Source organism: Nostocoides vanveenii, assembly GCF_039531165.1.
In the GTDB taxonomy this organism is placed as follows: domain Bacteria; phylum Actinomycetota; class Actinomycetes; order Actinomycetales; family Dermatophilaceae; genus Nostocoides_A; species Nostocoides_A vanveenii.
Genome location: NZ_BAAAPN010000010.1, coordinates 1 through 12,784 on the forward strand (window position 1 = coordinate 1; position 12,784 = coordinate 12,784).

Annotated in this window: 11 protein-coding genes; 2 read left to right on the forward strand and 9 right to left on the reverse strand. The window is 69.8% G+C overall.

Annotated elements, in window-relative coordinates:
• Positions 1-395 precede the first annotated feature (395 nt).
• Positions 396-983 (reverse strand): hypothetical protein, encoded by a 588-nt coding sequence (locus tag ABD209_RS01740; RefSeq protein WP_344061218.1) that lies wholly within the window; start codon positions 981-983, stop codon positions 396-398.
• 744 nt (positions 984-1,727) lie between these two features.
• Between ABD209_RS01740 and ABD209_RS01745 the strand changes: the two genes are divergently transcribed.
• Positions 1,728-1,895, forward strand: a complete 168-nt coding sequence (locus ABD209_RS01745; protein WP_344061220.1) for a hypothetical protein — start codon at positions 1,728-1,730, stop codon at positions 1,893-1,895.
• Between the two features lie 490 nt (positions 1,896-2,385).
• Here the strand turns inward: ABD209_RS01745 and ABD209_RS01750 are convergent, their stop codons facing one another.
• From ABD209_RS01750 to ABD209_RS01785, 8 genes are all read right to left on the reverse strand, one after another.
• On the reverse strand, positions 2,386-4,302 hold the full coding sequence (locus ABD209_RS01750) for a VldE C-terminal domain-containing protein (protein ID WP_344061222.1): 1,917 nt from the start codon (positions 4,300-4,302) through the stop codon (positions 2,386-2,388).
• A gap of 1 nt (position 4,303) precedes the next feature.
• Positions 4,304-4,645: a hypothetical protein gene (locus tag ABD209_RS01755; protein ID WP_344061225.1), complete on the reverse strand. Its 342-nt coding sequence runs from the start codon at positions 4,643-4,645 to the stop codon at positions 4,304-4,306.
• Between the two features lie 357 nt (positions 4,646-5,002).
• Entirely contained in the window at positions 5,003-6,940 is a 1,938-nt protein-coding gene (locus ABD209_RS01760; RefSeq protein ID WP_344061228.1) for a hypothetical protein, read from the reverse strand.
• Positions 6,937-9,564 carry an ATP-binding protein gene (locus tag ABD209_RS01765; protein WP_344061231.1) on the reverse strand — a complete coding sequence of 876 codons (2,628 nt, stop codon included), beginning with the start codon at positions 9,562-9,564 and terminating at the stop codon, positions 6,937-6,939. The genes ABD209_RS01760 and ABD209_RS01765 overlap by 4 nt, the downstream gene beginning before the upstream one ends.
• Positions 9,561-10,142 (reverse strand): hypothetical protein, encoded by a 582-nt coding sequence (locus ABD209_RS01770; protein WP_344061234.1) that lies wholly within the window; start codon positions 10,140-10,142, stop codon positions 9,561-9,563. Before ABD209_RS01770 ends, ABD209_RS01765 begins: the two co-directional genes overlap by 4 nt.
• A gap of 2 nt (positions 10,143-10,144) precedes the next feature.
• Positions 10,145-10,363 (reverse strand): hypothetical protein, encoded by a 219-nt coding sequence (locus tag ABD209_RS01775; RefSeq protein WP_344061237.1) that lies wholly within the window; start codon positions 10,361-10,363, stop codon positions 10,145-10,147.
• Positions 10,360-11,343: a conjugal transfer protein gene (locus ABD209_RS01780; RefSeq protein WP_344061239.1), complete on the reverse strand. Its 984-nt coding sequence runs from the start codon at positions 11,341-11,343 to the stop codon at positions 10,360-10,362. Before ABD209_RS01780 ends, ABD209_RS01775 begins: the two co-directional genes overlap by 4 nt.
• A 297-nt stretch (positions 11,344-11,640) precedes the next feature.
• Entirely contained in the window at positions 11,641-11,907 is a 267-nt protein-coding gene (locus ABD209_RS01785) for a hypothetical protein (RefSeq protein ID WP_344061242.1), read from the reverse strand.
• Between the two features lie 268 nt (positions 11,908-12,175).
• Here ABD209_RS01785 and ABD209_RS01790 point away from each other — a divergent pair, with 268 nt between their 5' ends.
• Positions 12,176-12,760, forward strand: coding sequence for a transposase family protein (locus ABD209_RS01790; protein WP_344061245.1), 585 nt, complete (start codon positions 12,176-12,178; stop codon positions 12,758-12,760).
• Positions 12,761-12,784: the final 24 nt, after the last annotated feature.

A 12,784-nucleotide genomic window follows, 5' to 3' on the forward strand; every position in this document is an offset into this window, starting at 1 on the left:
GCCCCCATGGGCAGATCCCATGGCCACCACCGGGCAGTTCTCATGACCGTCAGCGGGCAGGTCTCATGACCGCCACTGGGCAGTTCCTACTGGCCCTTGACACACGTAATAGAACGGCCGGATCACCTCCAGCCACTGTGCCCACGGCAGCACGCCATCCATCAACTCCAGGAACTGCTCACGACGCGAAACCCGCCGCCGGTTCCCATACTCGACATCACTCAAACTCAGCTGCTCACCACGCACACAAGAATTCTCCCCGAGCCAGCCCTCCACGTCACAACGACCGGCCGAGATCACCCGAATAGATCAGCGATTCCTTAGCGTGGGACACGAAGGCCTCCGTGGTGAGAGTGGTTGCTGTGGTAGCTCCACACCTCACCCGGAGGTCTTCGTCATGATCCAGCCGACCCGCCGTGCCTAACCTCCCCGGCCAGAACAGCTAGGCGGTCCACTTCCTCGGCGTACTCGGCGACCGTGGCACGGGGGACGTCGGTATCGGACCAGCCGATGACGGGGACCTGCCGGACGTCCAGACCCATCTCGGTCGCCAGGGTCTGGAATCGACGGTTATGGTAGCGCCCCTGGCGGGAGCAGTCCTGGACGCGGCGGACGTGTGCGAGGGCGTGGGTGGCCTCGTGGAGCAGCGTTCCGAGGACGGCGACCGCGCCGCGACCGAGGCCCTCCCCACCGACGAACACTTCAGGGAGCCGCTGCCCTGCTGCGGTGTGGGTGTGGTGCCAGCGCATGGCGGCGAAGTGCCCGAGGCGCAAGACCCCGCGGGGCATGCCGATGCTGCCGGACGCCAGCACGATGACGACGTCGGGGATCTCGGGGTGCTGCCGTTGAATCGCGGCCCAGGTGGACTCGAAGGCGGAAACGATCGGTGACGACAGCGTGCCCGTGAGGGCACGCGAGGCAGGCGCGGGCTCGTCGCGCGAGGATCCGCTGTCGGGACGGGTGGTGGTCGGGGTGGCAGTCATGGGGTCGCCTCCTCTCCGCTCGGTGGGCTGCGGTGGAGGGGTGCTGTGCCCCCTCCGCCGTGAGCGGCAGGTACCGGGCCCGGCGAGGCTCGCCGTCCACTCCCTACCGACTGCCCCGGCCACCCGCAGGTGCGGAGCACCTTCCCGGGCCACCCACCATGGCGATCAGGAGTTGACGGGGAGACCGGGCGCGGTACTGGAAGGTGAGCCGACAGACCAAGGTGATCGGCCTGGTCGCGTCGCCCCGTATCGGCCTCTGAGGCTTCCCATGCGAGCCGCACGGGAAGTACTGGGCGTCGTCGCCGCATTGCCCGACCCCGCAGTCGCGGCCTACCGTGACAGAATCTTCGGCCCTTATCGCTGTCTTAAGTTTCGCCGCAGGCAAATGAGAGTGATCTACGTCACATGAACATTCGTTACATAACCGACTTCTGTTTCGATCGCCACCGGTACCTCACAGGCGGCTCCCCAATTTTCGTACGTTTGTCCACAGCTCTGAGCCGGATCTCCACAGGGTAGTTACACGAATGGGATTCGGCGCTCTGGCACTGGCACTCGGGCCGGTAGAGTGCTGGCTGCGCGAATACCCCGACCACCAGAAGGTCAGGGTGTGACCTTCAGAAGGTGGCCGGGGCATCGCTCTACTTGGCTGGTAGGCGAGAACCGTATCAACCTTCGAAGATCAATCGTGCGAGACGTGACCGGAAAGTCCGGTGACGTCGGAAATCTCACGAAGGAGCTGAGATGGCAATCGCACTCGGAACCACGGCCAAGACCGGCGAGAAGTGCCCGGAAAGTGGGGTCTGGCGGGTGGTCGGTTCGCCCTCGACAACCGCCCCGATCGCCAAGGGCAACACTATGCCGCCCTACCAGGGCAAGGCCGTCACCTGGGAGCTCACCCGCTTGGCCTGATCGTCAACTCCGAGTGGATCCGCTCGATCATTCGAGTCGGGTCCACTCGGGGCCTGGTGACATGTGTCCATGGAGGCGTCGCCGACTGTCGAGAGTCTTAGGCGGCGTGTCCGCTGATAACCAGGCGAGGGGGTGAATCTCTCATGCCAAAGCGCAGCTCTTCAAAGGTGGGACGGAGCGCCGTCACCGGTCGCTTCGTCAAGCAGTCCACTGTTCAGCGTCACCCGAAGACCACCGTGAACGAGACGCGGAAGAAGTAGCGCCCGTGTGCCCGGCCGAGCCTCCGGCCGGGCACACGGACCCTTCGTCAGCCGACCAGTGCAGCGAGAGTTGGCTTCAGAGGGATACCTCTTCGGTCGTGGCTCACGCAGACCCATCTGGAGGGCGCCGATGATCCCTGAACGGCGGCTTTCAACGAGAGCCACGAGCGACCAGTCGAGGACCCATCGCGCAATATCCTTCCGGCAGTGAGACAGGCTGGCCTGGATGGTCAGTTGCCCCACGCCAGGCCGCGGAAGACGGCAGCAGCTCGGGGGTTGGCAGCGAGGGTGAACTGGGTGTTCCCGCCGTGGACCACGTCGAAGTAGATGCTGTAGAGCACGCGACCGGCGGCTCCTGGCGGGATTGGTTGGCCGGCGGCCCAGGCGGTGTTGTTGGCGTTGCCGTCCAGCCAGGTGTGCATGGCGGTGATGTACTCAGGATGATCGCCGCCGCACCCGCCGCCTGCGGGGCACAGGCCCCACTCGGGCAGGGCGATCGGCTTGCCGTGCAGTTCGGCGAACCGGCGCCAGGTCTCGATGCCCACGGGCGCGGTCACGCTGCCTCGGCTGAACGCGGCGGTGAGTTCGGCGACGCTGGAGCCGGGCGCGTGCCAGTCGTAGGAGTCGACGCCGACGACGTCGACGAGGTCGTCGCCGGGGTAGGCGTCGGGGCCGTTGATGTCGAGGTGGGAGCCGTCGTTGGGCGACCAGGTGACGTAGGCCTCCGGCATCACCGATCGCAGGATGCCGACCCAGCGGCGGAACGCGGCCCTGTAGTCGGCGAGGGTGGCGCTGCTGACCTGCCATTCGGTGTACCAGTCGCCGTTGAACTCGTGCCAGGGCCGCACGAACGTCGGCCCGGTCGCGTGGGCGCGCTTGGCTTTGAGCGCCTCTGCCGCTGCACGCCAACGGGAGTCGAACGCACCCGATGCGGCGGCGGCGTAGCTCTCGCCGGAGCCGAGGATGGTGCCGCCGACGGCGATGTCGATGGCGCCGGTCCAGTCGGTGAGTCCGTCAAGGCTGGGCAGGGTGGTTTGCACGTCGGCGCTGGTGTCGGACCAGGTGCCGATGATGGTGACGTTGACCATGGCGTTCCGGTCCCCGGACGTGCCGGCGTACCAACCACCGGCGGCGCCTCCGCCGGAACACCCCGCGGTCGCGGTGACGTCGCCGGTTCCGTTGAGGGAGAGGTGGACGTGGTCGAAGTGGTTCGCGGTCGGGTTGCCGCGGTCGGGCATTGCCCTCCAGCCTTCGGCGGACCGGGCGGGTGACCAGATGCGTTGGCGCCAGATCACGTACTTCACGTCCAGCTCGCCTGCGTGCTCCTGCAGGTAGGTGGCGAGAGCGTCCCCTGCGGCGGCGCCATCCGGGATGTCGTTGGTCATGAAGTCGAGGGCGAGGCCGGCGGGGTGTCCCGTGGGGTCGACCGAGTCATAGGCGCGGTAGCCACCCACGGTGGTGAAGCCGAACATCGGGCCAACCAGGTTCGCGACGTAGGTGGCCTGGGGCTGCACCTGCCCGAGCTGGTAGACCGACGTCCCCACGGAGACGGGCAGGACGCCGGCGGCGCCGCCGAGGAGGCGGGTCGCGAGCTGGGTAGCCAGGGCCTCCCAGGCGGCGTAGGCGTTGGGAAAGGCGCTGCGCTGCACCGCCTGTGCGGCGGCGGCGACGGACATGGCCTGCCAGCCCGGGATGTCCAACAAGCCGGCGTTGGTGGTGTGGTCGGCGATGCCGTAGAAGGCGTCGGCGGCTAACTCAGGGGCGAGGATCTGCGCGGGTGTCCCCCAGCCGGATGAGGGACGTTGCTGGAACAGGCCGAGGGAGTCCAAGTCACCCGTCGTCCGGTTCTCCAGGCTGCTCTCCTGCATCGCCGCGGCCAACGCGACGATCACCCCGCGCAGACCCACTCCAGCGCGTTCGCCTTCAGCGGCGATGACTTGCGCGTTCGCTTCCTGGCTCGCGGTCAGCTGAGGGACATCCGCGGCAGCGGCCGGGGTGCGGCAGGGCTGCTGGGAGGGCGCTCCGAACAGCAGGGGCGCCAGGAGCAGCACGAGCAGGAGTAGCGCGACGCCGAGGACGGCGGTCCGGGGGACGGCGCGCCGACGGGGCCGGGCGCCGACGTAGAGGGCTGTGGCCGTGGTGGCCATGTCAGCTGCTCGTCCCGGACGGCGTCCCCGGGCTGCTCGGTGACGACGGCGTCAGCGGGCCGGTGCGCCGGACGGCCTCGAGGGAGGCGACCTTCGAGCGGCCGCCGCTCGAGCGCGCGACGACGCGGAGTCGGGCGCCGTCGGTGACGACGAGGAACGTCGCGTCGGTGTCGGTGGCGGACTCTGCGGTGACGGAGACGACGGTGGTCGCCGGCACGTTGCGGGGGTCAGTGGTCTCCAGGTCGGCGGCCAGCTCGGCCGTTGCGTCAGCGGTGACCTGGGCCAGCCACTTCGTGCGCGGCCATCGCGGGTGCGCCCACGCCGTCACGAACCGGGTGACCACCGTGCGTGCCTTCGCAGCGGCCGACGGCTCCACAGATGGTTCTGCGGACGGCGTCGAGGCCTCACCTGTTGCGGGCCTGGACGCTGGCGGCTGGGCCGCGACGGACCTCACGACGGGCGTGGTCGGCATGGCCGCCCTGGTAGCAACGGCCCTGGGAAGCGACGTGGGCACCGCCATGGCCGTCTCCTCGGGATCCGCCTGGGCCCGCCACACAGTGCCGGCGATCAGAACGGCGAACATCGCAGCAGCCACCCAGTACCCGCCGCCCCCAAACCTCAGCGGTGACCGCGGCCGAGAGGGGGCAGGCACTGCGGGCTGGCCGGGGCGGTAAGTGTCCAGGTCGCGGTAGCCCATGCGTCAGCCCGGCTGCCGGGTGGAGCGGGCACGGCTCCCATCGACGCGCCGGGCGTGTGGCGCAGTCCGGGTGATCTCGCGCGGCGCCGCCCGCCGCGGGAGGGTGCCGGGCCGCGGCGCCGACTGTACGGGCGGCGGCAAGGTGTAGCGGATGGCGTGGGCTGACGGCGCCTGCCGCCGCTGCGTGGAGTGCCCCCGCTCCCACCGGATCTGCTCGCGCGGCGAGGCACTACCGGGCCGGATCAGGGGGCCGCTTCGCGTTCCCGGCGAGCCCGAAGAGGCGGAGGCGGGCCGCAACTCGCGGGTCCCGTTCTGCTGCGCACCCGAAGGGGCCAACGCGCCCCGACCCGACAGGGCCGTTCCGTTCAGGCTCGGCCGCACGGGCTGACCCGACGAAGGCACGGCAGAACGCTTGGGGTAGAACGCTTGACGACGACGACCCGGAGCCCCGCCGCTGCCGCCACTTCCCCCTCCGCTACCGGCCGGCGCCCCTCCACCGCCGGACGAACCACCACGTCCTCCGCGCCTACCGCCGCCACCGACACTCTGCGAGGTTGCGGCACTACCACCGGAGCGGGTGCGCAGCGCGCCGCGAGTTCCGCGGAGCAGGCGACGCATGGCCGTGATCCCCAGGGCCAGTCCTATCGCGCCCATCCGGCCGCCACCGGCCTCAGAGACGAACAGGACGCGCTCCAGGATCGAGCGGGCGTGCCAAGCCGCGAACATGATCGCCGTCAACATGATCGCGACCGGCAACCAGCCCTGGGTGGCAGCGAGGCTGGTCGCGGCGACAATGGCCAGCTCGGCCCCGCTGAGGATGGCCGTGGTCAGCGCCGACAGCAGGATCAGACCGCCGATCAGGTTGAGGAAGTCCAGTCCGATCCGCCGCAGCCGGCCAGGCACCGCGAGCAGGCACAGGAACACCGTCATCAGCGACATCAGCAGCAGCGCGGTGACCCACGGCATCAACGCGAGCAGGGCCAGGCCCCCGATCACCACGACGGCCGCGATGCTGGTGACCACCGAGAACAGGGCGACAGCGATCCGGCTGGCCGGATCGTAGCCGCGCACGTACCGCACAGTGGCGGCGTCTGATGATCCACCTTCCGCCTCGGTGATGGTCGATTCGAGGTAGTCCTTGCGTTCGTCGTCCGTGGTCAGGGTCAACCAGGTTGGGGCATAGGCCCGGCACGCGGCCTGAGAACCGAACTGCACCTGACACCATGGGACGGCGGCGAAGCTGCGCCACACGGCGTCCCCCGAACCCCGCGCCAGGTCCCGGGTCGGGTCGCCGGTGTTCAGGCTCGCGCCGGGCCATTCGAAAGGCATCCCCTGGTCGCTGACCGAGGACGTGCCGATGCCGGTCACGGTGCGGGCCAGGAGTTGCCGAGCCTGGTCGACCCCGGACAGGATCGCGGGCCCGCTGACCGCCATGGCGACCGCGCCGACGCCGAGGCCGAGCGTCCAGAGCACCTGGCTGAACGCGTCACGCCCGGCGCGGGCTATGCCATAGGCAACGACCACGCCGACGCCCAGGGCGGTCGGTAGCAGCCACGTGTTCAGGTCGGCGGCGACGGCCTGCAGGTTGGTGCCTAGCTCGGCGACGCCGGTGTCGCGGGAGGTGAGCGCGTTCAGCCACCAGGTCAGGCCGATGGCCAGCTTGACCAGTGCCATCGCCAACGCCAACGCGCCCTCGTAGATCACAGCGGCGGTCTTCTCGGTGATGTCGGACAGGCCCAGATCGCTGTAGATCCGGTAGTCCTCGGTCGCGGTCGCCTCGAACAGGGTTTGGCCCGCGCCGCCGGCCAGGTTCGGGATCGCGAACAGCCCACCCAGACCGTCGGGGTCGGTGGGTGCCGCCGTAGCCCCGGCCCACGCCGGCGCCGAGCCGACCGCGTAGAACCCGGCCGTCGCTGCGGTGACGCTCCAGCGGCGCCTCATCCCCGCTCCGCCTCTCCCGCGGCCGCAGCGACGGGCTCGGCGGTGAGCGCGTCGTCCGGCGCGGGCAGCTGCACGACGGCCGGGGGAAGGGTGGCGTGCGTCTCGTCGGCGTAGCGGGCAGCGGAGGCCTGCGCGGAAGTGTCCAGGGTCGCCCGTAGTGCCTCGGTGGGGATGGTCACCTGCACTGTGGCCACCCGGCCCTGCCGGTCCCGGAACAGGCAGTGACCCCGGCGGACGTCGTGGGTCGGCTGCTCCGCGAACAGCGACCCGGTCGAGCGGTCCAGGGCGTCGATCAGGTGCCGGCTGTCGTCGTTGACCGGCAGCCCGACGAGCTCGGCCAGGGCGCTCTGCTCCTGGTTGGTCTGCTGGGCGAACCCGAACACCGAGGAGATGCTCTCCACCAGCCCAGGCAGCGACGTCAGACCGGTGACGTCCTGAGTGTCCAGCATCAGCGTCAGCCCGAACGCGGCGCCCATCCGGGCGGCCTGGGTGAGGTAGACCCGGCCGTCGGTCGAGGCGGTCAGCAGGTGCACCTCGGGGAAGGCGAGCAGCTTGGCGCGGTGCCGCATGTCGCGGGCGCCGGCCATGGTGGTGCACCAGCCCAAGACGCCGCGCAGGGCGGCGACGCTCATTCGTTGCGACGGCGTCCACCGCTCTTCGGGGGTGTCGGCCTCGGGCAGGCTCACCCCAGGGAACTGCAGCACCGTCAGCCCCGACCGGGTCGGCAGCGACACCTCGTCGCCGGTCGGTTTGCCGGCGACGAGTCGGCCGAACCCGGTGGCGGTGGTGGCTTTCAGGGTTTCGGCGACATCGTGGATCAGGCTGCCCTCGGTGCTGGCGCTGCCGATCCGGACCAGGTTCTCCACCACCTGCCAGCTGCGTGGCCCCGGGTGCGCGCGGACCTGGGCCGCGGCGCGTTGCAGCATGCTGGTCGCCTGGTCGGCGAGGTGTCGTGGCAGGCAGAGCGACAGGGCGCCGACGACGTTCTCGACGGCGTGCTCGGGGTCGCTGGTCGCGAAGGCGTCCAGGACTCCGGCGTAGGCGGGCCCGACCTGGATCAGGTCCGCGGCGACGCCGTACTCCCTGGCGGCAGTCACCACCCCGTCGGCGTCGCCCTTGAAGTCGACCAGCACCACCCACGGGTTGCGGTCGGCGTTGGCCGGGGCGAGACAGACGTCCAGACAGGCCAACTGCATGAGAGTGGTCTTGCCGCGCCGGGTCCGCCCGGTGAGGGCGGTGACCGGGGCGTCGGCCTGGGCGACCGCCTCGGTGGCGAGGTAACGGACCAGGCTCGAGGTGGTGCCGGTGGTGTACCCGATCGAGGGGATTGCCGGGTCAGAGGACCCGACTCGTGACCCGCCCCAGAACCAGGACTGCGCGAACGCCGTCGCGTCGCGCCAGTGCCCGAGGTCGGGCACCCGGACCCGGTCGCAGGGCAGCGTCTCCAGCCAGCCTTCGCGTTGCTCGTCGGCCATCACCACGGCGGTGATTCCGATCTCGTCGTAGGCGCTGACCAGGGCAGTGGTCTTCGCGTCGAGCTCGGCCCGGGTCCGGCCGGTGACCACGATCCGCGGGTGATCGTTCACCAGCAGCGTGTGCCGCCGCGACAGGCTGAACTCGATGCCCCGCAGCTCATCCTCAGCCGTCAGGATCGACTCCTCCGGCTCCCCCGCCGAGGTCTTCGCGGCGGACTGCCGCTGCTCCTTCGCCGCGCGCCGAGCCTCCCCGACCGCCTTGCGGGAGGCACGGAACGACGGCACCGTGAACCGGACCGACGCCTCGGGCAGCACCAGGATCGGGCCACCGGCGGTGGCCTCGGCATCCAGCGGCGACGTCTCCACCATGCCGAGCAGGGCCAGCCACTCCTGGCCCGGGGTGACCAGCACCTCGGGGAAGTCACTCAACGCCAACACCGTGCCGAAGCAGGCACCGGCGCCACTCGGGCTGAGGACGACGAAGTGATCGGGCCCGAACTCCACCCGACCGGCCGTCAACCGCGCCAACGGCGCCCCCGTGATGGTGTCGTCGCGGGGGACGACGGTGGAACGATGCAGCTCACGGCTGATCGACCAGGCCAGCAGCTCCGCGGACGCCAACCGCACCCGCCATGCCGTGGCGCGCAACGGTCCACCGAGCTGGACCGCCATCGCCGAGTATCGAGCCAGGTCGCCGTCCGCCAGTCGCGGGGAGGACAGCCCCAGCGCGTTGCCGGCCTCGCTCGGCGTCCGGTCGGCGATCTTCACCCCGAGAAGGACCCGCCGGTCGGGCAGGGCCAGGTCGTCGATGTCGTCGGCGCGGGCTGCAGCCCAGTCCTTGGCGTTCTCGTCGGCGGCGTCCAGGCCGAGACCGTGCAGGTAGGTGTCGCCGTCGATCCGGCCCCACAACACCCGCAGGTGGCATTCGCGGCCCACGAGAGTACGCAGGCCTACTTCGGCGAGGTCCTGCTCGGCATCGCGGCCGCTCTCGCCCAACAGGTCACTGTTGGTGGTATCAACCTCATACCAAGCCCAGGCCTCGGTCTCAGTGACGATCACCCCGGGGGCGATCGCGCGGTAACGCGGGGGGTCGGTGTCCCGGGCGCCGCCCAGGCCGATCAGCCCGGCCAGCCTGCTGACCACGGTCATGCTCGTCCCTTCCGAGGCTTGCTCTGCTGCCGCTCGGCCCTGGCCATCAACGACTCCGCGGTGGCGGTCCCGGTGATCTGGACCTTCTTCGCCCGCAGCACCGCCGGACGGCCCCACCGGGCGGTCCGCTCCGGCCGGGCACGTTGACCCGGCTCGGTTCGCCAGGGGGCGATCACGGCGAGGACGTCGCCGCCGCCGAGGCGGTCACCGACCCGCTGCAGCAACGACCGGTCATACGCGGCACCAACCCGGCGACCGAGGGCGATCACCGGGCGGTGGCCGCGCAGGATCCAGCGGATCATCAGCGCCCACTCGGTCACGCGTCGCCGGCGTGGGTTGGCTGCGGACTCCCGCCATCCGTAGACGGTCAGCAGCGCCGGCGGCATGATCCACAAGGTGGCCGTGGTCTTGCTCGGGGCGCCGAGCACGATGAACAGCAGCACGCCCCAGACTCCTGTGATCAGCAGTCCCGCGACCAGGGCGCGGCGAGGTGCGCCTTCGCCGAGGTCGAGGTTGAACAGCTCGTGTTGACGCGTCTCGATCTGCATCGACCGGGTGAGCGTCTTGCCCTCGCGCACGATCAGCCAGTGGTGAACATCGTCCAGGAGTTCTTCAGCAGCGTGATCACTTGGTCGGGGAAGAAGATCACTCCTGCCACCACAACCGCGGCCACCAGATGGGCGGTCATGTCGCCCCAGTCTCGTCGGGCGTAGTACCCGACGGCCCGCACGGCCAGAATGATCACGAAGATGTTGCCGACGATGACGAGTACCCAGTTGCGCAATGCCAAGCCGGTCATGGCGAGACCTCCTGCTGCGTGAAGAGTTCGGCGACGACCTTCTGGACTCGCCATGCCTGTGTGGACCCCGCGCTGGTGCTGATCAGCCCAACTTGGTAGGCCTGCTGCACGGTCGCCCCGCCACCGACCGACCAGGTCACGACCGCGTGAGCGGTGCGGGTGGGCGCCCAGCCCTGGCTGACCGTCCAGGCGTCGAGTGACTTCAACGTGATGTCGGTGCCCAGCGGCTGGATGTCGGCGCCCGGCGCCGTCGCTTGCTCGACTGCCGCTGCATCGTCCGACCCGAACGCCTTGAAGAAGGCCTGCGCGCCGTCGCGGGTCTGCCTGGTCAGCGGCTCATCGGTCGCGCTCGGCTGCACCAATGAGCCGAGGCGCCCCGGAAGCGGCAGGGACACGAAGGCGGGGGTACCGCTGACCACGGCCCGGCCACCGATCGCCTGCAGCGGAACGCTCAACGCCACCCACTGGACGACCGGAGTTGCCTTTGGAGTGGTGCTGGCCGGCTTCGTGGCGACGTGAGCGACCACTGTCGCCCAGGCCGAGGAACCGCCGTCGGCGACGTGCAGCTGCGCGGGGAACACGGTGTCCGCGCGGCTGGTCCGGTCTCCATGCCAATCAGTCACCACCGCCGCCCCCGGCGCGACGTCCAGCCCGAGCGCGGCGCTGCGCTGCTCGGCCTCGCCATCTGTCGTGAGGTAGACCATGGCGAACCGAGAGGCCACGGCTGTAGCGTCGCCGGGGAAGCTCACGGAGGCCGCTGCAGCAGGCGCCGCAGCGCGCATCGGGACCGCCAGAGAGCGCAGGCCAAGCAGCATCAGGACGGCGGCCGTGCCGAAGAGCAGGAACCGGCCAAGCACCCGCAGCGAGCGGGTGCCGCGCCCCTCGGGCTCCCAGACCCAGCCCGGCGGCTCGACGGGCGACTCCGGTGCTGGCTTCGCCGGGGAATCCGGGAGGTTCAGGACTTTGCGAAGCGTGATCACGAGGAAGCCGTGGCTCGGCGCCGAAGGCCGTTCGGGAGATTCCTTGCATGCCAACGGCATTCGACACGACAAGTCATAGCGAGGCCCCAGAGAACTCGAAGGGAAGAGCTTCGTGCTGGGCCGCGGCCGAGCCTAGAGCGAGTGATCCAAGCGGTCAACCACTATGAGCTGGTTTGGGCGAATCGCCGGATGTCAAGGCGCCGATCGGGTGAAGCTGGCGGTGTACGCAGTGCGGATGCGCGAAGCGAAGTGCCTGTCGAAACGCGGCCGGGCGACGTTTGACGAACACCCCTTGGGCTAGACCTCGTTCGCAAGCGGGGGTCGGTATCCGTACTCATCCAGTCGGCGACGCGCCACACTCCGCTCCTCGTCGGTAAACAGATCCGCGAACCGCTCTTGGAGGATGTGCGCCTCCACGGTGAGGCCGAGTCGCTTGCGCTCCCATAGTGCGGTGAAACCGTCGGATGGCTTGGACGACATCACGAGCCGACGCGCCGTCACGAGCGGGCCATCCGCGGCAAGCATCTGGAGGAAGTAGGTGGCGTTGTATCCGGCCTCGCTCATTGCCCTGCGGTACATCTCGACCATCGCCGCATGGAAGGCCTTCTCGACAGCGCGATCGACCGGTGGCTCTGAGGGGCTCTTCGTACTTGAGGTGGGGGCGGGGTAGTTGATCTTCCTGGTGTGACACGCCCGAGATCGGTGGGTTCGTCGGGGTAGGGGTCGAGGTCCCCCGAGGATCAGCAGCGACCAAGCCGACTGAGCCCGTGAGGACCTCGACGTGTCCGAGCCTACGGGGTGTCCTGGTGCTGACCGGCGCCAGGAGCCCGCTGTGTATTGCTGTCGTTGCGATGTGCTGGTAGGCCTGCCCGGCTTGCACGTGATCGATGTCCAACGTCTCGATGAGGACACTGGGGGTCCCGGCCTGGTGGTGACGGTGGAGTCGCCTGCGGTGCTGATGGGCTGCCCGGGCTGTGGAGTGATCGCGGCCGGTCGGGGCCGTCGCACGGTCGAGCTGGTGGACATCCCGGCGTTCGGGCGGCCGGTACGGATCCGGTGGCGTAAGCGGACCTGGCGGTGCGCCGAACCACAGTGCGCCACAGGGTCGTTCACCGAGCAGGACGAGCGCGTGGCCAGGCCGCGGGCGCTGTTGACGCGTCGGGGGTGTTGGTGGGCGATCGGCCAGTTGCGCCGTGAGCACGCCTCCGTGGCCGGGTTGGCGCGCCAGTTCGGGACGTCGTGGCGAACGGTATGGCGCTCAATCGAGCCGCTGCTGAAGACCATGGCTGCCGAGGAGTCCCGGTTCGAGGGTGTCAGCGCCCTCGGGGTCGACGAACACGTGGTGCGCCACGAGGCGCTGTTGTTTCGGATGGAGGTGAGAGACCGACATCGCTTGGCCGTCGCAGCGGCTGGGTGAAGCTGGCGGCAGTCGGCCCTCGGG